Genomic DNA, 25077 nt, shown 5'->3' with positions numbered 1-25077 from the left:
CGCGTTCGACCCGCTGTCCCGCACCTGCGAGTTCATGCTCAAGGAAGAGGCCCACCACATGTTCGTGGGCACCACCGGTGTGGACCGGGTGGTGGAACGCAGCGCCGACCTGATCCGCGAACACGACACCCTCGACATCGCGTCCCGCGGCGGGATCCCGCTGGACATCATCCAGAAGTACATCAACTTCCACTACACCGTCTCCCTCGACCTGTTCGGCAGCGAGACCTCCACCAACGCCGCCAACTACTTCACCGCTGGGCTCAAAGGGCGTTGGCAGGAGGAGCGGCGCAAGGATGACCACAAGCTCACCGACGACAGCGTCTTCCTCGACCGCCCGAACGCGGATGGCACCTGGGGTAAGGAAGAGCTTTCCACGCTGCTGACGCTCAACCTGGACCTGCGCGGCGAGTACACCGCCGACTGCCAGAACGGGCTCAACCGCTGGAACAAGATCCTCGCCGACCGGGAGATCAACTTCCGGTTCGCGTTGCCGCACGTCGGTTTCAACCGTCAGGTCGGCGCGTACGCGGACTTCGACATCACCCCGGACGGCACGATCGTCGACGAGGCCACCTGGCAGGCCGCCAAGCACAAGTGGCTGCCCACCAGCGAGGACCTCGCCTTCGTCCGCTCGTTGATGCGGCCGGTCTACGAACCCGGCAAGATCGCCAGCTGGGTCGCACCACCGCGCCAGGGCATCAACAGCAAGCCGTTCGACTACGAGTACGTCTACCTGGCGTGAACCTGAGGCGGTCGACGATGACTTCCAGCACTTTCAACGCCGCCGACTACCTCGTGGACCGGCATGTTCGCGAGGGCAGGGGCGACCACACGGCCGTGGTCGGCACGACCCGCACCCTGTCCTACGCGGAGCTGGCCACCGAAGCGCGCCGGTTCGCCGCCGGTCTGCGTGACCTCGGCGTACGACCCGAAGAACGGGTCCTGTTCTGCATGGCCGACGACATCGAACTACTGGCCGGCATCCTCGGCACGATGCACCTGGGCGCCGTCGCCGTGCCGGTGTCGACGATGCTGACCGGCGGCGAGGTGGGCAAGGTTCTGGCCGACTCCCGTGCCAGAGTCCTGTGCGCCTCCACGGAGTTCGCCCGGGCCGCCGAGACGGCCGTCGGTGTCGCGCCCGAGGTCACCGACGTGGTCCTCGACGGGCCGGCGGCGTTCGAGGCCCGGCCCGGTGTCACCGTCCGGGCATGGCCCTCGGCCGATCCGCTGGACGAGCCGTACCCGACCTGGGTCGACTCGCCGGCACTGTGGCTCTACACCTCGGGCACGACCGGTGTGCCCAAGGGCGCCATGCACCGGCACGGCAGCGTCCGTGACGTCGCCGCGGCCTACGGCATCGGAGTGCTGGGCATCGGCGCGGAGGACCGGTGCCTGTCGGTCGCCAAGCTGTTCTTCGCCTACGGGATCGGGAACTCGTGCTTCTTCCCGCTGTCCGTCGGTGCCTCGGCGGTACTCGAACGCGGCCGGCCGACGCCCGCTGGCATTGCCGAGCGGGTGCGCGCGGAGCGGCCGACGTTGTTCTTCGCGGTGCCCACGTTCTACGCGGCGCTGCTGGCCAGCGACATTCCTGACGACACGTTCGCGGGGGTGCGGCTGGGCGTGTCGGCGGGCGAGGCGTTGCCTTCCACGCTGTACCAACGATTACGCGACCGGTTCGGTTTGGAGGTCCTCGACGGCATCGGTTCGACCGAGGCACTCCACATCTTCCTGTCCAACCGTCCCGGCGAGGTGCGGCCCGGCTCGTCCGGCGTGCCGGTCCCGGGGTACGACGTGCAGCTGCGGGACGACGGCGGCCAGGTCATCGACGTGCCGGGCACGCCGGGACACCTGTTCCTGCGTGGCTCGTCGATCGCCACCGGCTACTGGTGCCGCACCGACACGACCCGGCAGGTGTTCCAGGGCGAGTGGCTGCGTACCGGCGACACCTACGTACGCAACGAGGACGGGACGTTCAGCTGCCTCGGCCGCTCCAACGACATGCTGAAGGCCGGCGGGATCTGGGTGTCGCCCGCCGAGGTGGAAGAGCGGCTGCTCACCCACCCCGGCGTCGCCGAGGTGGCGGTGGTCGCGGCTCAGGACTCCGCCGGGTTGGACAAACCGGTCGCGTGCGTCGTGCCGCATCCGGGCCACGCGCCCGATCCGGACGAGCTGGTCGCCTGGTGCCGGGACGGGCTGGCGTCGTTCAAGCGGCCACGCGCGGTCGTCACCGTGGCCGAACTGCCGAAGACCGCCACCGGCAAGATCCGCCGCAACGTGCTCCGCGAACTCGTCGCCGACGTACTCGTGATCGGAGGTGAAACGCATGCCCCACAAGGTTGACGTGCTGGTCGTCGGGGCCGGGCCGACCGGCCTGTTCGCCGCGTACTACGCCGGGTTCCGCGGGCTCTCGGTCGCCGTGCTGGACTCGCTGCCCGAGCCGGGCGGCCAGATCAACGCCATGTACCCGGAGAAGGAGATCCTCGACGTCGCCGGCTTCCCCGCCGTGCGCGGCAGAGAACTCGTGGACCGGCTCCTCGACCAGGCCGCACCGTACGACCCGGTCTACCTGCTCGGGCACCGGGCCGACGACCTCACGCGCGTCGACGGGTCCTTTGTGGTCACCAGCAGGGAAGGCGCCGTCGTCCACGCCAGGTCGGTGGTCATCACCGGCGGGATCGGCAACTTCACGCCGCGCCCGCTGCCGGCCGCGCGGTCGTTCGACGGCGGCGGAATCGCCTACTTCGTGCGACGCCTGGAGGACTACGCCGGCTCTGACGTGGTGATCGTCGGCGGCGGCGACAGCGCCTTCGACTGGGCTCAGGCACTCCACCCGATCGCCGGGTCGGTCACGCTCGTGCACCGCAGGGACACCTTCCGGGCCCACCCCGGGACGGTGGCGGCCGTTCGTGCCTCCACAGTGGACATCGTGACCGGTGCCGAGGTCACCCGGGTGCACGGCAACGGATCGATGGACGCGGTGGAGATCAGCGCGGGCGACACCGTACGGACCGTGCCGTGCCAGCGGATCATCGCCGCGCTCGGGTTCACCGCCAACCTCGGCCCGCTGCTGGACTGGGGCATCGAGATCCGCAACCGGCGGCACATCGTCGTGGACTCGGCCATGCGGACGACGGTGCCCGGCGTGTTCGCCGCCGGTGACATCAACGACTACGACGGGAAGGTCCGGCTGATCGCGGTCGGTTTCGGCGAGGCCGCGACCGCCGTGAACAACGCCGCCCACCACATCGACCCCACGCAGCCGGTGTTTCCCGGTCACTCGACCGACGTCCCGGCCGCCGCGTGAAGGAGACACCATGCCGTACGTGATCGCGGAGCCGTGCATCGACGTGATGGACCGCTCCTGCATCGAGGAGTGCCCGGTCGACTGCATCTACGAGGGCGGCCGCAAGCTCTACATCAACCCCCTCGAGTGCATCGACTGCGGCAACTGTGAACCGGCCTGCCCGGTCGAGGCGATCAGCCAGGACCGGCGCGTGCCCGAGGAACAGGAACAGTTCGTCGTGGACAACCGGGTCTTCTTCGAAATACCGCTACCCGGCCGAGGCGACGCGCTCGGCGCGCCGGGTGGCTCGGTCAACACCGGGCCGCTGGGCGTGGACACCGAGTTCGTGGCCGGGTATGGCCCCCGTGGTTGACACCGTCGGAGTGGTGAGTGCCGGCACGATGGGCGTGGGCATCGCCTACGTGTTCGCGGCTGCCGGCGCCGAGGTGACGAACGGCGAACCCGACCCGGTCCAGGCCGAGGGCGCGCTCGCGGCGATCCGGGCGCTGGCCACCCGGGCCGTCGAACACGGCAAGCTGAACGCGGACGAGGCCGAGGCGCTGCCGGGCCGCGTCCGCCGGGTGGCGGCCGCGAAGGCGGCGGTGTCCGCGATCGGCAAGGAGACGATCGTGGTCCGCGACGTTCCCGGGTTCGCCACCAGCACGCTCGGCGTGGCGATCGGTCTCGAGGCCATGCGCACGCTTGAGGAGGGCGTCGATGCTGCGTAGTTATGTCGCCGGCCGGTGGCACACGCCCACCGACGCCGGGCGGCCGTTGCTCGACGCCGCCACCGGCGCTGAGGTGGCCCGCATCGCGACCGAGCCGCTCGACTACGCCGAGGTGCTTGCCCACGCGCGCACCGTCGGCGGACCCGCCCTGCGGGCACTCGGTTTCGCCGACCGTGCCCGGATTCTCAAGGATCTGGGCAAGCACCTCACCGGCCACCTCGACGAACTGCACGCCTTGTCCACCAGGACCGGCGCAACGAAACGCGACTCGCGGTTCGATGTGGACGGTGGCATCTCGGTCCTTTTCGTCTACGGCGGCAAGGGCGCACGCGAGCTACCCGCCGCCGGCCTGCTGCCCGACGGCGACGCCGAGCAGGTCGGCAAGGGCGGCTCGTTCGCCGTCCAGCACGTGTACACGCCGCTGACCGGCGCGGCCGTACAGATCAACGCCTTCAACTTCCCGGTGTGGGGGATGCTGGAGAAGTTCGCCCCCGCGTTCCTCGCCGGGGTGCCGTCGATCGTCAAGCCCGCCAGCCAGACCGCCTACCTGACCGAACTCGCCGTGCGCTACATCGTCGAGTCCGGACTGTTGCCCGACGGCGCGTTGCAACTGGTGTGCGCGCCGCCGACCGGGTTGGTGGACGGACTGACCGGACAGGACCTGCTGTCGGTCACCGGGTCCGCCGCGACCGCCGCGGCACTGCGCGCACATCCGGCCGTGGCGGGCAACGCGGTCCGGTTCAACGCCGAGGCCGACTCGCTGAACTGCTCGATCCTCGGTCCCGACGCGACACCGGGCAGCCCCGAGTTCGACCTGTACGTCGACCAGCTCGTCACCGAGATGACCGTGAAGGCCGGACAGAAGTGCACCGCCATTCGCCGTGCGCTCGTGCCGAGGGACCTCCTCGACGCCGTCACCGACGCCACCGCGGCCCGGCTGGCCACCGTGCGCGTCGGCAACCCCGGCGACCCGACAGTCCACATGGGACCGGTGGCCGGCCTGACGCAGCGAGTGGAGGTCCGTGCCGCGCTCACGGCACTGACGGCTGAAGCCGAACTGGTGCACGGGCATCCCGAGCGGTGCGAACCAGTCGACGCCGACGCGGAACGGGGCGCCTTCCTGCCGCCGATGCTGCTGCGCTGCACCGACCCCGACGCTCGTGCCCCGCACGAGGTGGAGGTCTTCGGCCCGGTGAGCACCCTGCTGTCGTACGACTCGACGGCACACGCGGTCGCGCTGGCGGCCCGCGGCGGGGGCAGCCTGGCCGGTTCGGTGGTCAGCCACGACGCCGCGTTCGTCCGCGAGATCGTGCACGGCATCGCACCATGGCACGGCCGTCTGCTGGTCCTGGACCGGGACGACGCCGCCGAGTCGACCGGGCACGGCGCCCCGATACCGCACACCGTCCACGGTGGACCCGGCCGTGCCGGCGGCGGCGAGGAACTCGGCGGCCTCCGCGCCGTCCTACACCACATGCAACGCACCGCGCTGCAGGGTTCACCGGCGGTGCTTCGCTCGATCACCGAATGAGACCCGGCCACCACGGTTAGGCTCCTGCCGTGGTGAACGAAGCCCTGATCGGATGGCTGCGTGACTCCGATCCGGCGTTGCGGTGGCAGGTGGAGCGTGATCTCCTAGGCGAACCGCCGACCGTGTGGGAGGCGACACGGGCGAGGATCGCGACCGAGGGTTTTGGCGCGCGGCTGCTTGCGCTCCAGGACCCCGATGGCCAGTGGGCGGGCGGCGCGTTCTTCCCGGCTGGCTTCGACGTCGAGGCGCCGGAAGTGGCGCAGGAAGGCGCGCAGCCGTGGACGGCGACGACATGGACGCTCACCACGCTGCGCGAGTGGGGCCTCGACGCCGCCGTCCTGCGTGAACGCCGCACGGCCGAGCTTCTCGCCGAGCACAGCCGCTGGGAGTACGAGGGCCGTCCCTACTGGGACGGCGAGGTGGACTGCTGCATCAACGCCTGGACGGTCGCGAACGGTCTGTGGCTCGGCGCCGACATCACCGGCATCGTCGACTGGTTCGTGCGGCATCAGCTGCCCGACGGCGGTTGGAACTGCGAGTGGGTCTCCGGCTCGACGCGTTCCTCGTTCCACTCGACGCTCAACTCCCTGAAGGGACTGCTCGCCCACGAGGTCGCGACCGGCGGCTCGGCCGCCGCGCGAGCGGCCCGGCGCGGCGGGGAGGAATATCTCCTGCGGCGTGGGCTCTTCCGGCGGCTCTCGACGGGCGAACCGGTCGGGCCGTGGGCCACCCGTTTCCGGTACCCGTTTCGCTGGTGCTACAGCGTGCTCAACGCCGCCGAGTACTTCCGTCAGGCGGCACTGTTCGACGGTGTTCGACCCGACCCGCGCATGGCCGACGCGATCGAGCTCGTTCGCGCTGCCAGGCAGCCGGACGGCACCTGGCTTCAGGCCGGCCGGCTCGCCGGGGCCGAGTGGTTCGAGGTCGACGCGCCGGCGGGGGAGCCGTCGAAGTGGCTGACCCTGTTCGGTACCCGAGTGCTCGACTGGTGGACGTAGCTCAGACGTTCTTCGTGCCCTCGGGGAGCGGAGGAGAAGGCTCCACGATGACTTCGTGATCACCCTTGCCCTTGCAGGTGGGACACCACGGACCCAGCCGCGTGTGCCACTTCATGGACACCCACACCGAGGCGAAGAGCAGGCAGTACAGCGCCCCGAACGAGGACATCACCAGCGTGGGCACGCCGAGGCCGGCGAAGATCAACGAGCCGAGGACGTAGCCGAGAATCAGGCCGGCCAGCGGTTTCCACGAGCTGAAGAGGTGGTGCCATGCGTTGAGCCACCAGATCCGCTCCTCCACCTCGGCGGACGGGTTGGCCGGGAACCTGCGCATGCAGTGGAAGCACGTCGCACGCCGAGTGTGGATCATGAAGGGAAAGATGAACACGAGGCTGAACAGGTACAGCACCAGGTAGATCGTCACCAGCTCGACGGACTCGTGAGCGACGAACGACAACGGGGCCAGTGTCAGGTTGGACCAGACCAGCACGTGGATCGACACGTGCTGGAGGTACGAGCTTTGTCTTCCTGCCTCAATCATGTGGCTGCTCCTTCACGGAGGTAGTCATCGCGGCCCCGGTGTCGGTCAGACCCCAGTCCCATGTGGACATGGTCGGGCACGGGCCGGACCCCGGCTAGCCTCGATCACTCCTGGTCAGGCCATCGCGGCGGAGCGGCCGGTGGTAGGTCACACGACGTTGGCTCCGTTGCCACATGCGTGACGGTCATCCGTCACGGTGTGCGCTATCTTGAGCCCCGGCCGGATCCTGGGGAGGCGCGTGTCGTGGTTCAGGTCCACCGCTTTCGAGCAGCCTTGGCAGTGCTGATCGTCGCCAACGGCGTGTCGACCGCCGCACGGGCGATGATCTTCCTGGCCGTCCCATGGCACGTGCTGCAGACGACCGGTAGTCCGGTGCGGGCCGGTCTGGCGGTCGCCGCGGAGCTGGCCGGGATGGCGGCGTCCTCGCTGCTGTGCGCGCCGATCCTGCCGCGCTGGGGTTACCGGGCCACCGTCGCCGGCTCCGGTTTGGTGGCCGCGGCGTCCATCGCCGCGATTCCCTTGTGGAACCTGACCTTCTGGCCGTTGCTCTTGGCGGTCCTGGTGCACGGGATCGCCCGTGCACCCGAACAGACCGCCATGACGGTGATCGCACCGGATCTGCCAGGCCCGGCTGACGTGGAGCCGGATCAGGCCGGCCGGATCGACGAGTACGTACGCTCCGGCGCCCTCGCGGTCGGATCCGTGCTCGCTGGTGTGCTCATCGAGGCGTACCAGGCACCGACGACCATGATGGTGGGTGCTGTCGCCATCGCCGCCGCCGCGGTGCTGGTCGGCGGCATCGTGCGACATGATCCGGTCGAGCTGCCGGTGCCGGTGCCATACAGCCTCGGGCTACGGTCCTCGCTCGTCATGCCGGTGGCCGGACCCGGCAGTTCGGTGCTCGCCATCGCCGCGGGTGCGGGCCTGGCGGTGGAGACCGCCGCGCTCAACGGCGTCGTGCTGCCGGTCTACGCCCACGACGTTCTGCACAGTCCTCTCGCGTTGGGCCTCATCGCGGGCCTTTTCGCCGCCGGCATCGTCGTGGGCAGTGCGCTGCACGAGTTCGTCCACCCGGTCCAGTCGCCCCGCTTCGCCCTGCTGCTGGTGTTCGTCAACGTCTCCCGGCTCTGCGTGCTGGCGCTTCGTCCCGGCCTGCCGGTGATCCTGGTCTGGACGTCCGTGGCCGGGGCCGCCGTCGGCCCGACGATGGAAACTCCCACGATCGTCCGGTACGCCCAGGTGAGTCCCCCTTTCCGAGCACTGCTCGACGGCGGTACGCGGGGCAAGCTGTTCGCGGCCGCACCGGTGGGTGCGGTGCTCGCCGGTCTCGCCGTGGTGGGCATCGGCCTGACCGCGACCCTGTGGGTCATCGCCGGTCTCATGTTCGTGCTGATCACGATCCCGGCACTGGCCGTCTAGCTCAACCCTTGACCGCGCCCGCGGTGAAGCCGGCGATGAACCTGTCCAGGAACAGGTTGAACACGAAGGCGATCGGCACCGCGACGAGGACCGTGGCCGCCTGCAGTGACTGCCAGAAGAAGACGTCACCGCGGATCAGCTGTGTCGGCACGCCGGTGCTGACGGTCATCTGGAGTGGCGGGGAGACGAACGCGAGAGCGTAGATGAACTCGCTCGCGGTCAGCGTGAACGCGAACACCACCACCGCCACGATGCCGGGGAACACCAGCGGAACCACGGCACGCGCGAACGCGCCCAGCCGGCTGTAACCGTCCACCATGGCCTGTTCCTCGATGTCCTTCGGCACCGACCGCAGGAACCCCATCAGCAGCCACACCGAGACCGGGATGGTGATCGTCGGGTACACGAGCACCAGCGACCACGTCGAGTCCTGCAGCCCGATGCCGACGACCACCCTGGACAGGGACAGGAACAGCAGGCTCGGTGGGATCAGGTACACGAGGAAGATCGCGATGCCGAGCGGGCCCGACCACGGCCGGTCCAGGCGGGCGAGCGCGTAGGCGGCGGGCAGCGCGAACAACAGCGTGATCAGGACGACGAGCACGCCGACCCACAGGGTGTTCCACGCGAACGTCAGGAACTGGGTGTCGGTGAACAGGTAGGTCACGTGGTCGGGTGTGGGTGGCCGGTTGAACACGAACGGGTTGTTGTCGGCGTTGTACAGGTCCCGGTTCTGCTTGAACGCGGTGATCGCGCTCCACAGGAACGGCCCGGCGCAGAGCACGGCGACGATGATCGCGGCGACGTACACGCCGATCCGGGCGGCCACGTGCCGGCGGGTGTACCGGCGGCGCAGCGCGGCGGCCTGTTCCGAGGTGATCGTCATCAGCTCACCTCGATCCGGCGGACCACGCGGAGAATCGCCACCGCGGCGGCGAGCAGCAACGGGAACAGGAACAGGGCGACCGCGGCGCCACCCGCCACGTCGCCGCCGTCGATGCCGCGGTAGAACGCCCAGCTCGCCAGCACCTGGGTGGCGTCGTTCGGGCCGCCGCGGGTGAGGATGCGGACCACCGCCATGTCGGTGAACGTGAAGATCGCCCCGAACAGCGCGGCCACCGCGACCACGGGCAGCACCAACGGGATCGTGATCTCGAACATGCGCCGCCAGTAGCCGGCGCCGTCCACCCTGGCGGCCTCGTCGATGTCCCGTGGGATCGCCACGAGCCCGGCCATCATGATCACCGCGGCCAGCGGCACGAGCCGCCACACGTGCACGGCGATGACCGAGGACATCGCCAGGCCCGGTTCGCCGAGCCAGTACATGTTCTCGCCCTTGCCCAGCAGCCCCACCTGCCGAAGCAGCCAGTCGATCGGGGAGTAGATCGAGTCGAGCAGCCACAGCCACGAGATCGTGGACAGCGCGACCGGGGTGGTCCACGGCAGCAGCACCAGGAACCGCACGATCCACTTGCCACGGAAGTCCGCGACGAGGACGTTCGCGAGGATCTTGCCGAACAGCACGATGAACACCATGGACAAGCCCGTGAAGACGAACGTGTTCCCCAGCGAGCGCCAGAACACCGGGTCGTCGAACGCGCGGGTGAAGTTGCGGATCCCGGCCCAGTCGAACGACGGGTCGCCCGCGGTCACGTCGGAGAAGGCGAACCCGATGGCCAGCACGAACGGGACCGCCACCAGCACGACGATGTAGGCGACGCTGGGCAGCAGGAAGATCCACGCGAGCGCGCCGTCGCGGTCGGCCAGTGTCCGCCGTGCCGGCCCCGTCGCCGACGTGGGTTCGACCTCGACCTCGGTGGCGGTAGCCATCACGTGCCCAACCGGATGGGGTCGGTGCGCAGGCCTTCGTCGGTGTCGGCGAAGAACCGCAGCCGGCTCGCGTGCACGGCGAACTCGTGGGTCTCGCCCGCCGCGATGGGTGTTTCCACAGTGGCCGGCAGGCGGGCGACGACCCGGGTCGGCTCGCCGAGGCGGGAGGTCGTGCCGTACACGTGCCGGTCGCCGGACAGGTACTCGATCCGGTCCACCGCCAGCGGTACCGCGGTGCGGTCCCCGGCGGCGACGTTCTCCACCGGCAGCAGGTGCTCCGGCCGGAACCCGACGAGGTGCCCGTCGCGTCGCACGAGGTTCATCGGCGGCGAGCCGATGAACGTGGCCACGAAGGTGTCCGCCGGGTCGTCGTAGATCTCCCGGGGCGGGCCAGCCTGGCGCACCTTGCCGCCCGACAGCACGGCGATCCGGTCGCCGAGGCCCATCGCCTCGACCTGGTCGTGGGTGACGTAGATGGTCGTGGTGCCGATCTCGTCCTGGAACGACTTGAGCTCGTCGCGGGCCGACGCGCGCAGCTTCGCGTCCAGGTTGGACAGTGGTTCGTCGAGCAGGAACACCTGGGGCTCCCGCACGAGCGCCCTGGCGAGCGCCACCCGCTGGCGCTCGCCGCCGGACAGCTGGCGCGGCTTGCGGTCGAGGAGCTTTCCGATGCCGAGCAGGTTCGCCGCCCAGTGCGCCTTGCGGTCCCGCTCCTCCCTCGCCATCCCCGCGGCACGCAGCGGGAACACGATGTTGGCCAGCACCGTCTTGTGTGGATAGAGCGCGTAGCTCTGGAACACCATGGCGATCTTGCGGACACGCGGGGGCAGCCCGGTGACCACGTGGTTGTCGATCAGGACGTCCCCGGCGGTCGGCTCCTCGAGACCGGCGATGGTCCGTAACAGCGTGGTCTTGCCGCACCCGGACGGACCGAGCAGCACCAGGTACTCGCCGTCGTGGGCGGCGAGGCTCACGCCGTCGATCGCGTGCACCTTCCCGCCCTCGAACTCCTTGGTCAGTTCCCGGACCTCGACGACCGCCACCTCGGACTCCTCAACCTCGGCTCAGCCACCGACGAGCCCCCGGGCACGCCACTTGTCGAAGATGGTCCGCACCTGGCCGGCCGCCTCGGTGACCGACTGCTCCGGTGACATCTCCCCGCGCACGGCCCGCGCGAACATGTTCGGGATGACGAAGGTGCTGAACACCTCGCCGATCGCGGTCGACGCCGGGCCAGGGTGCCCGATGTTCGTGCTCCACGGCACGGCGTCGGCGAGGAAGGCGAGCTTGTCCGCCGGCTTGGCACCGAACGGGTCGGAGTTCAGCCAGTCCTCGAGGTTCGGCGAGAGCTTCGACCACGCGCAGAAGTCGTACAGCTTCGAGTGGTAGGTGGCCGATGAGAAGTTCGCGGTGTAGTGCAGGAGGAACTCCTTGGCCGCGTCCACGCCCGTGGCGTGGTTCGGCACGATCCAGTTGTAGAGCACGTGCTGCGCGGCGAGCGCCGTCTTCGGACCCTTCAACGCCTTCACGAAGAACACGTCGTCGGCGACGGCCGGGTTGGACTCCTGCGCGGTCCGCCACGCCGAGATCGAGTTGACGATGTAGGACAGCTTGCCTGCCACGAGGCCCTGGTTGTTGCTCGCGGCGTTCCACGAGAACACCTCGGGTGTCATGGCCTGCTGGTACAGCTTGGTCATGTACTCGACGGCGGCCACCGTCTCGGGCGAGTCGAGCACGACCTGCTCGTCCTCGTCCTGTTCGGACGCGCCGTAGGACCACATCAGCGCGCGCAGCACCATGTTGGAGTCGATCTCCTGTGACATGCCGAGGCCGAGCTGGACGCCCTCCTTGCTCTTGATCTCGGTGGCGCCGTCGAGCAGGTCCTCCCAGGTGGTCGGGCCGTCGCCGAAGCCGGCGGGCTCCCACAGCGACTTCCGGTAGTTACCCGGGTCGGGCACCCAGCCGGGGGAGTAGGCGTAGAACTTGCCGGTCGCGGGGTTCGAACTGGACTTGGCGCACAGCTCCAGCTGCTCGCCCCAGCGAGAGCTCGCCTCGCCGACGAGGTCCTTCATGTCGAGCACGCTCGGCTCGTACTGGGACAGCGTCGCGATGTACTGGATGAGGTCGTGCCCCTCGCCCGCCTGTATCTCCGCGGCGATACGGGTCGGGATCTGTGCCTGGTCGACGTGGTCGACCACCACCTGCACCCCGACCTTGCTGCCCCAGTCCTTCGCGAACTCGTCGAACCAGGTGTCGTGGCTCGGCACGAAGTGGCTCCACAGGAGGATCTTCAGTTCGCCGGACAGCTTGCTCGCCGGCTCGCTGAACGTCGTCTCCGGTGCGTTGCCGGTCTGGTCTGGCTCCGTCGTGGGTGATTCCTCGCTGGCGCACGCGGCACCGAACCCGGCGGCCATGGCGGCGACCGCCGCCGCTCGCAGCACGTCCCGGCGGCTGTGAGGAATTCCGAACACGCGGGGAACGCCTTCGTTCATCGCTTACTCCAGTCCTCTTTGGAGTATTAGATGCACCGTAACTCCGGACTCGTACGTTCGCATAACGGACGTAGTGGGCGTACGCGGCGTTACCGCACACGTGCACGCGGTGTGCGAAGTGGACGCGAAGGTAGGGCTAGCCATGCCTCGATTCCGGGGGCTCGCCACCTGGTTCGTCACCCGCGCAGTGACCAGGGTTGGTGCATCACCAACAGATGGAGGCACTGTGCCACGCAGAACCCGCACGATGCTCGCCGCCGCACTGGCGCTCGCGTCGGTCACCGCCGGTGTGGCGGTCGCGCAGGCGGACCCCGAGCCGGCTGCGACCATCCGCTACACGGAGTACGGCATCCCGCACGTGGTCGCGAGCGACTACGCCGGCGTCGGTTTCGGCCAGGGTCACGCCGCCGCACGGGACCACCTGTGCACGATCGTCGAGGGTGCGGTGTCCATGGACGGCAGGCGGTCGGAGTTCTTCGGACCGGACGGCCGACCGGCCGGCACACCGACGACGGCCGCGACCAACCTGTCCAGTGACCTGTACTTCCGTAGTGTCAACCAGAGCCGGGTGATCGAACGGCTCGTCGCGAAGCCGGCGCCACTCGGACCGCAACGCGAGGTGCGATCGATCGTCAGCGGCTACGTCAAGGGCTTCAACTCCTTCCTCGGCACGGGTGCTCGTACGTCCTGCCAGGACGCCCCGTGGCTGCGGCGGTTGACCGAGCTCGACGTGTACCGCAGGGCGTACGCCTGGGGCACCGTGCTCGGGCAGTCGGGCGTGGCGGACGCGCTGCCGTCGGGACCGGGTGCGAGCGCGGCGGTGCCAGCTGCGGCCGACATGTCCGGGCCGGGCAGCAACTCGATCGCGCTCGGCGGGGACGCCACCGTGAGCGGGCGTGGTATCTCGGTGGCCAACCCGCACCTGCCGTGGCGTGGCGACTTCCTCTGGCACCAGTCGCAGCTCACGGTTCCCGGCAAGCTCAACGTGTCGGGCGCGTCGTTCGTCGGCCTGCCGCTCATGGCTCTTGGCCACACGGAAGGCATGGCCTGGAGCGGCACGATCACCGACGGTGTCACCCCGTTCACGGTGTTCGAGCTGCGCCTCCAAGCCGGCACGCCCACCACGTACCTCGTGGACGGAAAGCCGGAACCGATGCGGCGCCGGGACATCACGGTCGACGTGCGGCAGCCGGACGGCTCGATGAGCACGGTGACCCGTACCCAGTGGTGGACCAGGTACGGTCCGGTCGTCTCGGGCGTGCGCGGTGTCGCGCTGCCTTGGACGAGCGAGAAGGCCTACGCGCTGGCCGATCCGAACACTCAGAACATGCGGCTGCTCAACACCTTGTTCGAGTTCAACCGTGCGCGGAGCGTGCCGGAGTTCGTCGCCGCGGCCAAGCACACCCAGGGCGCGGCCGTGTTCAACATGCTGGCCACCGACTCCGCCGGCCGCACCGCGTACTCCGGCGCCTCCGTCGTGCCGAACGTGACCGACGAGCTGGCGAACCGGTGCAACACCGACCTCGGGAAGCAGACGTTCCCCGCGACGGGACTTGCGGTGCTCGACGGTTCCCTGACCAGCTGCGCGTGGGGCAACGACCGGGACGCCGTGCAGCCGGGCACGTTCGGCCCCGGCAACCTGCCGATCCTGGAGCGGCGGGACTACGTGGCGAACGCCAACGAGAGCTACTGGCTGACCAACGCCGACGCGCCGATGAAGCGCTACCCGCGCATCCTCGGCACCTGGGAACAGCAGCGCAACGTGCGTACCCGGGGTGCGCTGACGGAGATCACCGACCAGCTCGCCAATGCGCCGTTCGACGTGCGCGCGACGCAGGACCTGGTGCTGTCCAACCGGTCCATGGCTGCCGACCTGGCTCGCGCTGACACGGTCACGATGTGCCGTGACCTCGGCCAGGACGTCGCGGACGCGTGCACCGCACTGTCCAACTGGGACGGCAGGTTCACTGTGGACAGTCGAGGCGCGCTGCTGTTCAGCCGCTACTGGAGCAGGATCGGTCGTCTGCCGAGTGCGCAGCTGTGGCAGGTGCCCTTCGACCTCGCCGACCCGGTGCGCACCCCGAACACGCTGAACACCGCCAACCCGGTGGTGCGCCAGGCGTTGCTCGACGCGGTGGGCGACCTTCGCGGCGCGGGCATTCCACTCGACGCGCCGCTGCGCGAGTACCAGTACACCGAACGCGGTGGCGAACGGTTCCCCATCGGCGGCGGACGGCCCGAGCTGGGTGTGTTCAACGTGGTCGCCAGCGACTGGGACCGCGGCTATCCGGCGATCGGCGCTGGCCTCGGCTCGAACTCGACCAGCTACCTGCACGTGGTCGCGTTCGACGGCGACCGGTGCCCGGAGGCGAGGACCGTGATGGCCTACTCGCAGTCGTCGGACCCGCTTTCCGCACACCACGCGGACCAGACCGCGCTGTTCTCCCGCAGCCGGTGGGTCACCGAGCGGTTCTGCGAGCGGGACATCCAGAGCGCGCCGAACCTGGAGGTGCTCCATGTCGGCCGGCGCTGACGGCTCACCCTTCCGGACTGTCCGGTTCGGTCGTCGGGTGGGCGCGCAGCGAGCCGGGATGCGCCTTCGCGCTGGGGTCGCGGCTGGTCTTGACGAGGCTCGCCACGGTCACGATCACCAGGATCGCGATGATCACGCCGAGGCTGAGGGGGGTGGGCACCTCGGGCACGCTGGTGGAGATGTCCACGTGCGCCCAGTGCAGGATCAGCTTGACGCCGATGAACCCCAGAATGATCGCGAGCCCCGTCGACAGGTACACGAGCCGGTCCAGCAAACCCTTGACCAGGAAGAACAAGGCGCGCAACCCGAGCAGCGCGAACGCGTTGGCCGCGAAGACGATGTAGGCCTCCTCGGTGACGCCGAACACCGCGGGAATCGAGTCCAGCGCGAACAGCAGGTCGACCCCGCCGATGGCGACCAGCACGACGAACAGCGGTGTGGCCACCCGGCGGCCCTCGAGCCGGGTGAACAGCCTGCCGCCGACGTAGGTGTCGGTGACCCGCATGACCCGGCGGGCGGTGCGCACCACGACGTTGTTCTCGATGTCCGGGTCCTCGTCCCGGTGGCGGAACAGCTGCACACCGGTGTAGATCAGCAGCAGGCCGAACAGCAGGAACATGAACGAGAACAGCGCGAGCAGGGTCGCGCCGAGCGCGATGAAGATCGCCCTCATGACCAGCGCGAGCACGATGCCGAAGGTCAGCACCTTGTGCTGGTGCTCCTCCGGCACCGCGAACGTGGTCATGATGATGACGAAGACGAACAGGTTGTCGACCGACAGGCTCTTCTCGACGATGTAGCCGGCGAAGTACTCCGCGCCGAACTCACCGCCGTGCGCGCTCGCGAACCACACCCCGAAGCCGATCGCGACCATGATGTAGAAGACCGACCAGGCGGTCGCCTCCTTGAACCCGACCCGGTGCGGCCGCACCGCGGCGAGCACCAGGTCCACCGCCAACAGCAACAGGATCAGGCCGATGGTGACCGCCCATGTCAGGCCGCTGATCTCGAGCACGATCGCCTCCCCGCGGGTCCTCAGTGGATTCCCACGTTAGTTGCCGGCAACCTTGCCCTGGAGGTTGGGGAACCGTTCCTATATCAGATGGCAGTCCGCTGCCGGTTGCTATCCTGTCGGGGTGATCACCGAGCCCGAGCGGCCGCTGCGTGCCGACGCCGTGCGCAACATCGAGCGCATCGTGCGCGCGGCGCGCGGGGTCTTCGCCGATCTCGGCCCGGAGGCGCAGCTGGAGGAGATAGCCCGCCGGGCCGGCGTGGGCGTCAGGACGCTCTACCGTCACTTCCCACACAAGGAGGACCTCGTGCTGGCCGCGGTCGGCCAGAGCGTGCGCGAGGATCTGACCCCCGCCATCGAACACGCTCTCGCTGACGACGACCCGCTGCGTGCCCTGACCGGCTTGATCGAGGCCACCTTGTCACTGGTGGACCGCGAACGCAGCACCATGGCCGCGGCGAACAACACGGGCGCCCTCACCGCGGACATCGCCGCCCCGCTCCTGTCCTCGCTGGCCGAGCTCACCAGACGAGGACAGGAGACCGGCAGCATCCGCGCCGACCTCACCCCGGAGGACATGCACCGCATCCTGGGCATGCTCACCAACGTGCTCTGGGGCATGCCCCGAGGCAGTGACGGCTGGCGCCGCTACGTCACGCTCATCCTGGACGCCCTGTCACCCGACGGTGCCAGTCCCTTGCCACCCGCGAGCCCCGGTCAACAGGTGTCACACGACAGTTGCCGGCGGGCCTGAGCCGGCCACGTCACCGGTCGACAGTGAGACGTTGGCGCCACACGTTGTCAAGAGCTATGCGGAGTGCGCCGGTCAGTAGCACGCCCTAGGACACCGGGGTCCGCACCGTCAGCGCACGACGTCGACGAAGATCGGGTTGGTGTAGCACCACGTGTCCAGCCACGGATCGCCGTTGCCCGGCTCGTGGCTGGTCGGGCCGTGCGGATCGATCGTCGCGCCGAGCAGGCCAGGGCCGTTGCGCCGGCCGTCGCTGCCGCGCAGCCGCACGTACATCGACTCCTCCACGCAGCCGAGCGGGATCCGCAGCGTGTAGGTGCCGGTGCGGCCGGAGACGTCCGAGGTGCGCACGACCCGCGTGTCCGGCGCCCGCCATTCGTCGCGGTCGGGTGCCGGGCGGCGGACCGCGCCGCGGATGACGTCGAGGTGCGCGAGCTTCGGCAGGTCCCCGTAGGGGTTGCGCCGGGTCGACGTGGTGACCGTGACGGTCAGTGTGAGGCGTTCGCCGCGCCTGACCCGCAACCGGCCGCCCAACGTCACGCCGCGGCCGGTGTCGTCGTCCCGCTTGAGCCGCACGTCGAGCCCGTCGACGAGGTGGCCGTGGTCGACCCACACGCGACCGGCCCGCAAGCCAGCCATCACGTCGCGGTAGCCGTACTTCGTCACGCCGACGTGGGTGCGGCTGAACTGGCCCGGCCAGAAGTCGCTGCCCGGCTGCGGTTCGGTCGTGTTCACCGGGTCCGGCAACCGGCCAGTGTTGTCGAAGTTCTGACCCGGCAACCAGTCCCCGTTGCGCCAGGTGTCGAACACGACCCGGTGGACGTCGGAGTTGGTGGTGATGGTGAACAGCCGGCCTTCGGCGAGCATGGCGTCCCACAGCCCGCCGACGGTGGCCGTCGCCCAGTCGAAACCGCCGTAGGTCCGGTACGCCTCGAGCGGGTAACCCGGCCAGGAGTTGGCCGACGGGGCGTTCTCGTACTCGCCGCGGATGCTCGTCGGGGCACGCCAGCCGGGGATCGCCGCGCCCTGGGCGCCGGGCGCGCCCTCCATCCCGATCATGATCTGCGGAGCCGCGTCCCGCCAGGCACGCAGCTCGTGCGGCGAGTCGATGCCCAGCCGCAGTGGATGGTTGGCCAGGACGAGAACGTCGTCGACGTAACCCGTGGCGCGCTGCTCGGCAAGCCACCGCAACGCCGCGACCGCGTGTGCCTCGTTCCTCGGTGTGTTCGGATCGGACGGGCCGCCCGCGGTGTAGCCGAGAAGCTTGCCGTCGTAGGCGAGTTCGAACCGGGTGAGCAGGTCGACCTCGTTCGGGCCGGGAGGGGAGAAGACCGTGCAGTGCTCCGCGCCAGGGATGTACCACTCCAGACCCTGGAAGATCAGCAGGCGGCGGTTCTCGGTCCTCGCCTTGAGGATCTCCGCGTGCTCGGCGCTGGCGCCACCGGCGTTGGCGTGCCCGAAGTTGCTGTGCTCGGTGAAGACGATCCAGTCGAGGCCGTAGCCGGCCGCCGCGCTCGCGATCTGGCTGAAGGTGTACTTCGCGTCGTGGCTGTAGACGGTGTGCGCGTGGTGATCGCCGACGAGGTAGACCAGCTCGGGATCCCCGCCCCGGGACGCGGCCGCGCTCGGCAGACCGAACATCGAACTACCCGCGAACGCGGCACCCAACAGACCCGCCCGCGACAACAGCCGTCGCCGGGACATGCCCTGCGGGTCGAGCGACGCCGAGGGGATCTGTGGATCGGCCCACTCGGGCACAGGTTGAAACGGCGTCGACATGGTCACCTCTCGCCTGATGGTCGTGCGTCGGCGCGACGGTAGGTGCCGATGACCACGCCCGGCCGAGCAACGGGAGTACGCCGGGTGAACAGCAGGCGAGGCGCGAGTCTCGCGTTCGGCCCCGGTGAGTCGCGTTTTCGAGAACGCCCGGGTGTACCCGAAAACGCAACTCGGGGGTGCTGAACGCGCGACTCGCGGGGGCCGAAGACGAGACTCGCGGGGTTGAGCTTCTTCCAGGGTGCTGTCCCGCGCTTCATGGGTTGGCAGTGTTATGTATCAGCGTTATGGTTTACCTATAACGTTGATATGCAACACGGGAGGTTCACCATGGCACGGCGACTTCGTCTCGGATCGGGTCTCGACGTTCTGGACGCGTGGGGCGAGGCCGCCCGGGAGGTGGACGTGAAGGCCGTCGCCGGCGCGTTGTTCGCGGTCGTGGAGCGGACCGTCTACCGCGACTACCCGGTCATCGACGACTCGACGGTGGCGCGGGAGCTCGTCGTCGTGGTGCGGGACGACCTCGCCGTCCGGGTTCGGCTCGAGGACGTCGAGAAGTTCACCATCGTCTACATCGGATCCCCGGCCGAGGCACTGGAACTGCGTAGGGCCGCCGCGGCAGGCTGACCGGCGGCCTCCCGTCCGGACACGGAACTCAAGGCTCGGTCAAGAATCGCTCGACCGAGGGGCGACCCAGCGGCTCTAACGTGGTGCCCACCAAGGGTGATCAGTGTCTGACCTGGGAGGAACGCCATGAGCTCGATGCCGGAGATGCGATCGGACACGGGGCAGGTCGAGGAGACGACCCCGGGGGGCGAGTTGGACTCGGCCGCCCTGGAGGCCGCACTGCCCACCTTGACCGACAAGCTCGCCGCGCTCGCCTCGGAGCTGTCCGACAGCGAGCGCGAGGTGCTCAGCAGCATCGTCACGTCCTCCGCGCTGCACCTGGAGAAGCTGCAGGACATCAACGCGGAGGCGGAGTACATCTACGCCAAGCCGATCTCGGCCGCCGCGACGCCGGAGGTGCGCAACCACCTGCTGGCGCTGCCGGAAGTGCTGGGGTTCTCGGAGTCGCGGTGACACAGGCCGACTCGCTGCCCCTGGTGGAGCGGTTCGGCCGGCTCTCCGCCGAGCTGACCGCGGCCGAGCGCGAGAATCTCAAGCTGATGCTGAGCATGGCCGCGGGCGGACTGCTCGTCGGCCACGCTCGGCAACTGTCGGACGCCTTGCGCCAGGAGGCGTTGGAAACAGCCCAGCGGTCGCTGCCGAAGCTGCACGACGGCAAGCGGCCCGCGTTCACCACCGGCATCGTCTTCCGTGGCAGGGCACCGTTCTTCACCGACGCGGATCTCGCGGCCATGGACGAGGAGTCCCTGGCCAACCGGCATCGGGCGGAACGGTTTCACGACCACTACGTCACCTCCGGTGCGCCGCTCGCCAGGGAGATGGCCCTGTCCTCGGACATCAACGCCTTCCTGGGCGAACGGGTCGGGCCGGTCCTGCCGACCTACAAGGCGAACTACCTGTACTACGACGCGCCCGGCCTCGGCATCGACCCGCACGTCGACAAGAACGAGTTCGCGCTGAACGTGCTGACGATGTTGGAGCACCGGCCGGACGACCGGCACTCCGAGCTGATCCTGTACCCGCCTGACCAGGACCCGGTGCACATCCAGCTGGCGCACGGCGAATCGCTCATCTTCTTCGCCGACAGCGTGACGCACCAGCGGACCAGAACCGTCGCGGGCGAGTCGATCCGGCTCGTGTCGTTCGGATACCACCCCATCTGAAGGAGACGGCGATGACCAGTACCGTGTCCGTGGGTCAGCGGCTCGCCGACCTGCACGGCAGTCTCAGTCCGGCCGAGCAGGCCAACCTGAAGCTCATCCTCGGCCTGTCCGCCGGACATCTCGTGCCGGAGCGGGACCCGAGGGCGTTGCGTGGCAGGGTGGCCGTGTCCGAAGCGCTGGAACTGTTGTGCCCCTACGACGTGGCGGACCCGAGGGGCGCGCAGTTCCGCGGGCGCCCGGAGTTGTTGACCGACGAGCTGCTGTCCGCGCTCATCGCGGAGGCCGGCGAGGTCGGCGCGACCGCGGTGCCGTTCGACGAGCACTACCTCGGCTGCGGGGGACCGGTCGCCGACAAGGTGGCGACGAGCCAGGAGCTGACGGCACTGGTGCGCTCGGTCGTGCCTGGCGCGCAGCCGACCGGCGTGGCGAGCTACCTGTTCTACCGGGACGCCGGCCAGGGCATCATCCCGCACATCGACACGGACATCTTCTCGCTGAACGTGCTCATGATGCTCGCGCACGACACCCCGGCGGACGCGGCGTCCACCTCGGCGCTGTACATGCACTACCCGGACGGCAGCGAGGAGCGGTTCCAGCTCACGCCGGGCGAGGTGGTCATTTTCCTCGCCGGGACGCAGGCGCACAGCCGCACGCCGATCGCCGAAGGCGAGCGGGTGACGATCCTGACCTTCGGGTTCATGCCGCACGACGCGCCGATCGGGAACTACCGTCGATGACAACGGTCCTCGGCGTCCACTGTGGACATGAAGCGTCGTGTGCCGTGGTGCGCGACGGTGTCGTACTCGCGGCCATCCAGCAGGAGCGGGTGACCAGGGCGAAGTACGACGGCCAGGAGTGCCTGTCGAACCGCCTTCCCGTGCCGGAAGTGCTTGCCGCGGCGGACATCTCACTCACGGACGTCGACGTCATCGTGTCGTCGTTCCAGGCGGCCGGGCCGTCCGCGGTGGGCCTGCAGCGGCCGCTGTTCACCGCGGACTTCGCCCACTTCGATCCCTTCGACGAGCGGCACTTCGTCGTGTCCCACCACCTGGCGCACGCGGCGTGCTCGGCCGGGCTGTCCGGGTTCGGTGCCTCGGCCGTGCTGGTGTCCGACAGCGCCGGCACGTCGTCGCGGGACGGCAGGGACTTCCATGAGCCGTTCGCGGAGTTCTTCGCGCGGTACACCGCCGACGACACCGAGAGCGGGATGTTCACCGAACTGCGCTCGGTCTACCGGTTCGACGCGGGCCGGTTCGAACTGCTGGCTCGGGACTACGCCGAACCACACAACCAACCCGACGTGTACATGCAGGGTGAGGCGAGTCTCTACGACAACGTCGCCCGGTACCTGTTCCGGAAGGAACACGCGCACGGGCAGCTCATGGCGCTCGCCGGGATCCCGTTCTCCGACGCCGCTCGACTGTCCACGTCGGACATCCTCGCGCCTGGCACGCCGCCTCGGGTGCGTAACGGGTGGCAGCAGCTCCGTGCGCACCCCGATCCGGTGGCGGACGCGGACATCGCCGCGGCGGTCCAGGACGCGTTCACGGACCTGGTGGTCCACCAGGCGCGGCGCGCCGTCGAGCTGACCGGACAGCGCCGGATCTGTTGCGCCGGCGGGGTCTTCCTCAACCTCGCCGGGAACACCGCGATCGCCGGGCTCGACCAGGTCGACGACATGTACGTGCCGTCGTGCCCGCACGACGCCGGCATCTCCATCGGTGCGGCGTTCCTCGGGTACTACGGCCACGACCCCGCGCCGGTCGTGCGTGGCCGGGTCAGATCCGACTTTCTCGGCCGTCACGCCGAGGAGATCAGCGTCGACATCGCGGCACGACAGGGTTTCCACGAGGCCGTGTCGATGCCGGCGACCACCGAGAAGGTGCTGTACCACGCCGCTCAGTCGCTCGTGGACGGTGCGATCGTCGCGCGCTACGGAGGTCGGGCGGAGTTCGGTCCGAGGGCACTCGGAAACCGGTCCATCCTCTGCCATCCGGTCGGTTGCCGGGACGCCCGCTCAAGGCTGAACACGATCAAGGGTCGGCAGTGGTGGCGACCGGTCGCGCCGATCGTGCGGATGGAGGACGTGGACACCTACTTCGTGGGCCCCGCCGAGTCACCGTTCATGAACTTCAACTTCACGGTCCGCCCGGAGTACCGGGAACTGCTCACCGAGGCGCTCCACCTGGACGGCACCGCCCGCGTGCAGACGGTGACCGCGGCCGACAACCCGCACATGTACCGCCTGCTGTGCCAGGTGGCCGACCTCGGCGCCGTGCCGGTGCTGATCAACACGTCGCTGAACGGTCCTGGCGAGCCGATCCTCGAATCCGGTGACGACGTGCTCGGGTTCGTGCGGCGCACCGCGGTCGACTTCCTGCTGTCCGACTCGCGTTTGTTCGCCTCCCCGGACAAACCCGATGTCGTCACCGTCCGGCCGAAGCCCGGTGCGGTTCTCGCCACCTTCGGCAGCGGCTCGGACCAGAAATACGTGATCAGCGATGTCGACGGCGCGGAACCGATGGACCGGGACCTTTTCCTGTCGTTGTGCGGCGAGCCGACCGCCACCGTGGACCGGCACGAACCGCATGTCGGGACGTTGCTAGAGATGGGCCTTCTCGTTGAGCATTAGCACTGGCGCGCCCGCGCGGCATCCGGCGGCGCTGACACGCAGGCTTTCCACGGCGACGTTCGTGTCGTTCTTCGCCATCGCGGTCATCGAGTTCGCGGTGCCGTTCGTCGCCGTCGCCACACTCGGCGCGAACGCCATGGTCGTCGCCGTGCTCGGCGTGTGCCGGTTCGCGCCACAGGTGCTTTTCGCCCGCGCCGCGACGGCCGCCGTCAACCGGTACGACCAGCGGACCGTCATGCTCGCCTCGGAAGCGCTCCGGGTGCTCGCGTTCGCGTTGTCCGCCGTTGCCCTGTTGGTCTCGCCGATCGTCGGCTTCGTCGTGTTCGCGCTGGCCAACCTGTCGCTGGGTCTCGGCTCGATCCTGACCGCGGTCGCCGTGCAGGTGTTGGTGCCGCTCGCGTTCGAAGACCAGGAACTGCCCCGGGTGTACTCGCGGCTGGGCATGGCGGAGTCCCTCGCCGACGGGGGCGGGCCGTTCTTCGCCGGTCTGGCGTTGGCGGCCTTCGACGTCTCCGGCACGTTCGTGGTCGCGGCGATCCTGGCCGCTGGCGCGTGCCTGCTGCTGCGCGGGATGCCCAGAACACGCGTGTCCGAACCGGTTGGGCGGGTGCCGGGTCGCGACCGTTCGTCGCTGCGGCACGGCGTCCTGGTCAACTTCGCCAGCAAACCGTTGGGGGTGCTGACCAGTTGGGCGGTCGCCTACAACCTGGGCCAGTGCGTCATCGAGGCGATGTTGCTGATCGCCATCCTGGAGCGGACGAGCATCGGGGCGGCGTCGTACGGCGTGATCAAGACCGGCGCGGTGCTCTGTGCCGCGCTTGGCGCGTACCTGGCGACGAGGCTTCCCCGGTCGCTGACCGGCGGCTGGGGGATCTCCCTGTTCGGGTTCGGTGCCATTGGTTCGTACCTGCTTCTGGGCATCGGTCTCTACGCGCCCGGCGCCGCCGGCGTCGCGTTCATCGTGGCCGGTTTCGCGCTCGACGAACTCTGTTCCGGCGTTGTTCTCGTGCTGATACAGACGTTCCGCGCGCGTGCGATTTCCAACGAGGACCGGGCGGCGGCGACGGCGGGTTACCGTGCCGTGAACCTCACCGCGGTGCCGGTGGGATTCCTGCTCGGCGGCATTCTCGGTCTGGTTCTTTCGCCGTCGGTGACGATCGTTGCCGTGGGCGCCGCCATGCTATTGTTCGGCCTCGTGATCTGGACACCACACGTGCGTTCTGTAGCGACCGCAGCGTGAATCGAGCGATCACCACCAAGCGGCTCGTGCTGTCCTGGATCGCTCGTGACGACATCGACGAGCTCGTCGCGATGTTGCTGAACCCGGCTCTGTATGACTACATCGGGGGCGTTCCGGCGTCAGCGGCCGAGGCCCGCGCCCGGGTCGAGCGATGGCTACGCGGGTCCACCGACCCGGACGTGCTCTGGGTCAACTACGTGGCCCGCTGCCAGGACGGCGGCCGGCTCGTCGGCCTCGCGCAGGCCACCGTGCTGCGTGCGCCGGGGTTGGGGTTCGGCGAGTGCGAGCTCGCCTACCTCGTCGATCCGCCGGAGCAGAAGCACGGCATCGCGTCGGAGATGATGAGCGGACTCTGCGCCGAACTCGAGGAGGCGCTGAGCCCCGCGGTGTTCACCGCGCACATCTATCCGGGGCACGCGGCGTCGGAAGGCGTCGCCAGGGCGATCGGCCTTGCACCGACCAGCGAACGTGTCGACGGTGAGCTGGTCTGGCGCACCACCGCCCCGCGGCCGCGCTGA

23 protein-coding genes and 1 pseudogene are annotated in these 25077 nt (G+C 69.2%); 17 read left to right on the top strand and 7 right to left on the bottom strand.

Annotated features, from left to right (window positions below; all coding sequences use genetic code 11):
- From VF106_RS40970 to VF106_RS40940, 7 genes and pseudogenes are all read left to right on the top strand, one after another.
- A pseudogene (locus VF106_RS40970) lies at window positions 1–745 on the top strand (benzoyl-CoA 2,3-epoxidase subunit BoxB); the annotation flags it as partial.
- Between the two features lie 17 nt (window positions 746–762).
- Entirely contained in the window at window positions 763–2343 is a 1581-nt protein-coding gene (locus VF106_RS40965) for a benzoate-CoA ligase family protein (protein ID WP_330845408.1), read from the top strand.
- Window positions 2318–3307: an NAD(P)/FAD-dependent oxidoreductase gene (locus VF106_RS40960; RefSeq protein ID WP_330845407.1), complete on the top strand. Its 990-nt coding sequence runs from the start codon at window positions 2318–2320 to the stop codon at window positions 3305–3307. Before VF106_RS40965 ends, VF106_RS40960 begins: the two co-directional genes overlap by 26 nt.
- 10 nt (window positions 3308–3317) lie before the next feature.
- Entirely contained in the window at window positions 3318–3659 is a 342-nt protein-coding gene (gene fdxA / locus VF106_RS40955) for a ferredoxin (protein ID WP_330845406.1), read from the top strand.
- Between the two features lie 13 nt (window positions 3660–3672).
- On the top strand, window positions 3673–4014 hold the full coding sequence (locus tag VF106_RS40950) for a 3-hydroxyacyl-CoA dehydrogenase NAD-binding domain-containing protein (RefSeq protein WP_330845405.1): 342 nt from the start codon (window positions 3673–3675) through the stop codon (window positions 4012–4014).
- Complete coding sequence (gene paaZ, locus VF106_RS40945) at window positions 4004–5545, top strand: phenylacetic acid degradation bifunctional protein PaaZ (RefSeq protein ID WP_330845404.1); 1542 nt, start codon at window positions 4004–4006, stop codon at window positions 5543–5545. The genes VF106_RS40950 and paaZ overlap by 11 nt, the downstream gene beginning before the upstream one ends.
- A gap of 29 nt (window positions 5546–5574) precedes the next feature.
- Entirely contained in the window at window positions 5575–6543 is a 969-nt protein-coding gene (locus tag VF106_RS40940) for a squalene cyclase (RefSeq protein ID WP_330845403.1), read from the top strand.
- A 1-nt stretch (window position 6544) separates the two neighbouring features.
- Here the strand turns inward: VF106_RS40940 and VF106_RS40935 are convergent, their stop codons facing one another.
- Complete coding sequence (locus tag VF106_RS40935; protein WP_330845402.1) at window positions 6545–7084, bottom strand: hypothetical protein; 540 nt, start codon at window positions 7082–7084, stop codon at window positions 6545–6547.
- Between the two features lie 279 nt (window positions 7085–7363).
- Between VF106_RS40935 and VF106_RS40930 the strand changes: the two genes are divergently transcribed.
- A complete protein-coding gene (locus VF106_RS40930) occupies window positions 7364–8503 on the top strand; it encodes an MFS transporter (protein ID WP_330845410.1) in 1140 nt (379 codons plus the stop codon).
- A 1-nt stretch (window position 8504) separates the two neighbouring features.
- On the opposite strand, the gene VF106_RS40925 is transcribed toward VF106_RS40930, so the two are convergent.
- The 4 genes from VF106_RS40925 to VF106_RS40910 are packed head-to-tail and all read right to left on the bottom strand — an operon-like array spanning window position 8505 to window position 12825.
- Window positions 8505–9389 carry a carbohydrate ABC transporter permease gene (locus tag VF106_RS40925; protein WP_330845401.1) on the bottom strand — a complete coding sequence of 295 codons (885 nt, stop codon included), beginning with the start codon at window positions 9387–9389 and terminating at the stop codon, window positions 8505–8507.
- Window positions 9389–10333: a carbohydrate ABC transporter permease gene (locus VF106_RS40920; protein WP_330845409.1), complete on the bottom strand. Its 945-nt coding sequence runs from the start codon at window positions 10331–10333 to the stop codon at window positions 9389–9391. The genes VF106_RS40925 and VF106_RS40920 overlap by 1 nt, the downstream gene beginning before the upstream one ends.
- Entirely contained in the window at window positions 10333–11376 is a 1044-nt protein-coding gene (locus VF106_RS40915; protein ID WP_330845400.1) for an ABC transporter ATP-binding protein, read from the bottom strand. Before VF106_RS40915 ends, VF106_RS40920 begins: the two co-directional genes overlap by 1 nt.
- Before the next feature lie 21 nt (window positions 11377–11397).
- Window positions 11398–12825: an ABC transporter substrate-binding protein gene (locus VF106_RS40910; RefSeq protein ID WP_330845399.1), complete on the bottom strand. Its 1428-nt coding sequence runs from the start codon at window positions 12823–12825 to the stop codon at window positions 11398–11400.
- Between the two features lie 226 nt (window positions 12826–13051).
- Here VF106_RS40910 and VF106_RS40905 point away from each other — a divergent pair, with 226 nt between their 5' ends.
- A complete protein-coding gene (locus tag VF106_RS40905) occupies window positions 13052–15358 on the top strand; it encodes a penicillin acylase family protein (protein ID WP_330845398.1) in 2307 nt (768 codons plus the stop codon).
- 4 nt (window positions 15359–15362) lie between these two features.
- Here the strand turns inward: VF106_RS40905 and VF106_RS40900 are convergent, their stop codons facing one another.
- A complete protein-coding gene (locus tag VF106_RS40900; RefSeq protein ID WP_330845397.1) occupies window positions 15363–16373 on the bottom strand; it encodes a TerC/Alx family metal homeostasis membrane protein in 1011 nt (336 codons plus the stop codon).
- 121 nt (window positions 16374–16494) lie between these two features.
- Between VF106_RS40900 and VF106_RS40895 the strand changes: the two genes are divergently transcribed.
- Complete coding sequence (locus VF106_RS40895; RefSeq protein WP_330845396.1) at window positions 16495–17124, top strand: TetR/AcrR family transcriptional regulator; 630 nt, start codon at window positions 16495–16497, stop codon at window positions 17122–17124.
- Between the two features lie 108 nt (window positions 17125–17232).
- Here VF106_RS40895 and VF106_RS40890 read toward each other — a convergent pair whose 3' ends face one another.
- Window positions 17233–18900: a PHP domain-containing protein gene (locus VF106_RS40890; RefSeq protein ID WP_330845395.1), complete on the bottom strand. Its 1668-nt coding sequence runs from the start codon at window positions 18898–18900 to the stop codon at window positions 17233–17235.
- Between the two features lie 327 nt (window positions 18901–19227).
- Between VF106_RS40890 and VF106_RS40885 the strand changes: the two genes are divergently transcribed.
- The 7 genes from VF106_RS40885 to VF106_RS40855 all read left to right on the top strand — a co-directional run bounded on the left by VF106_RS40885 (window position 19228) and on the right by VF106_RS40855 (window position 25077).
- Window positions 19228–19524, top strand: coding sequence for a DUF6235 family protein (locus tag VF106_RS40885; RefSeq protein WP_330845394.1), 297 nt, complete (start codon window positions 19228–19230; stop codon window positions 19522–19524).
- A gap of 126 nt (window positions 19525–19650) precedes the next feature.
- On the top strand, window positions 19651–19977 hold the full coding sequence (locus tag VF106_RS40880; RefSeq protein ID WP_330845393.1) for a hypothetical protein: 327 nt from the start codon (window positions 19651–19653) through the stop codon (window positions 19975–19977).
- Window positions 19974–20687: a hypothetical protein gene (locus VF106_RS40875; protein WP_330845392.1), complete on the top strand. Its 714-nt coding sequence runs from the start codon at window positions 19974–19976 to the stop codon at window positions 20685–20687. Before VF106_RS40880 ends, VF106_RS40875 begins: the two co-directional genes overlap by 4 nt.
- Window positions 20688–20698: 11 nt before the next feature.
- A complete protein-coding gene (locus VF106_RS40870) occupies window positions 20699–21424 on the top strand; it encodes a hypothetical protein (RefSeq protein ID WP_330845391.1) in 726 nt (241 codons plus the stop codon).
- The gene (locus tag VF106_RS40865; protein WP_330845390.1) at window positions 21421–23319 is read left to right on the top strand and encodes a carbamoyltransferase C-terminal domain-containing protein; all 1899 of its coding nucleotides are present in this window, start codon (window positions 21421–21423) and stop codon (window positions 23317–23319) included. The genes VF106_RS40870 and VF106_RS40865 overlap by 4 nt, the downstream gene beginning before the upstream one ends.
- On the top strand, window positions 23309–24559 hold the full coding sequence (locus tag VF106_RS40860) for an MFS transporter (protein WP_330845389.1): 1251 nt from the start codon (window positions 23309–23311) through the stop codon (window positions 24557–24559). Before VF106_RS40865 ends, VF106_RS40860 begins: the two co-directional genes overlap by 11 nt.
- Window positions 24556–25077, top strand: a complete 522-nt coding sequence (locus VF106_RS40855) for a GNAT family N-acetyltransferase (RefSeq protein WP_330845388.1) — start codon at window positions 24556–24558, stop codon at window positions 25075–25077. The genes VF106_RS40860 and VF106_RS40855 overlap by 4 nt, the downstream gene beginning before the upstream one ends.

Source organism: Actinophytocola sp. (assembly GCF_036378875.1).
Lineage (GTDB): Bacteria > Actinomycetota > Actinomycetes > Mycobacteriales > Pseudonocardiaceae > Actinophytocola.
The sequence above is the reverse complement of the archived record's forward strand: the minus strand, read 5'-3'. Positions and strand labels throughout refer to the sequence as shown.

Excerpts from the sequence above, each read along its gene's own strand:
- VF106_RS40965 (WP_330845408.1), top strand. The coding sequence starts at position 763 with ATGACTTCCAGCACTTTCAACGCCGCCGACTACCTCGTGGACCGGCAT.
- fdxA (WP_330845406.1), top strand. The coding sequence starts at position 3,318 with ATGCCGTACGTGATCGCGGAGCCGTGCATCGACGTGATGGACCGCTCC.
- paaZ (WP_330845404.1), top strand. The coding sequence starts at position 4,004 with ATGCTGCGTAGTTATGTCGCCGGCCGGTGGCACACGCCCACCGACGCC.
- VF106_RS40935 (WP_330845402.1), bottom strand. The coding sequence starts at position 7,084 with ATGATTGAGGCAGGAAGACAAAGCTCGTACCTCCAGCACGTGTCGATC.
- VF106_RS40925 (WP_330845401.1), bottom strand. The coding sequence starts at position 9,389 with ATGACGATCACCTCGGAACAGGCCGCCGCGCTGCGCCGCCGGTACACC.
- VF106_RS40920 (WP_330845409.1), bottom strand. The coding sequence starts at position 10,333 with ATGGCTACCGCCACCGAGGTCGAGGTCGAACCCACGTCGGCGACGGGG.
- VF106_RS40910 (WP_330845399.1), bottom strand. The coding sequence starts at position 12,825 with ATGAACGAAGGCGTTCCCCGCGTGTTCGGAATTCCTCACAGCCGCCGG.
- VF106_RS40890 (WP_330845395.1), bottom strand. The coding sequence starts at position 18,900 with ATGTCGACGCCGTTTCAACCTGTGCCCGAGTGGGCCGATCCACAGATC.
- VF106_RS40885 (WP_330845394.1), top strand. The coding sequence starts at position 19,228 with ATGGCACGGCGACTTCGTCTCGGATCGGGTCTCGACGTTCTGGACGCG.
- VF106_RS40880 (WP_330845393.1), top strand. The coding sequence starts at position 19,651 with ATGAGCTCGATGCCGGAGATGCGATCGGACACGGGGCAGGTCGAGGAG.
- VF106_RS40870 (WP_330845391.1), top strand. The coding sequence starts at position 20,699 with ATGACCAGTACCGTGTCCGTGGGTCAGCGGCTCGCCGACCTGCACGGC.
- VF106_RS40865 (WP_330845390.1), top strand. The coding sequence starts at position 21,421 with ATGACAACGGTCCTCGGCGTCCACTGTGGACATGAAGCGTCGTGTGCC.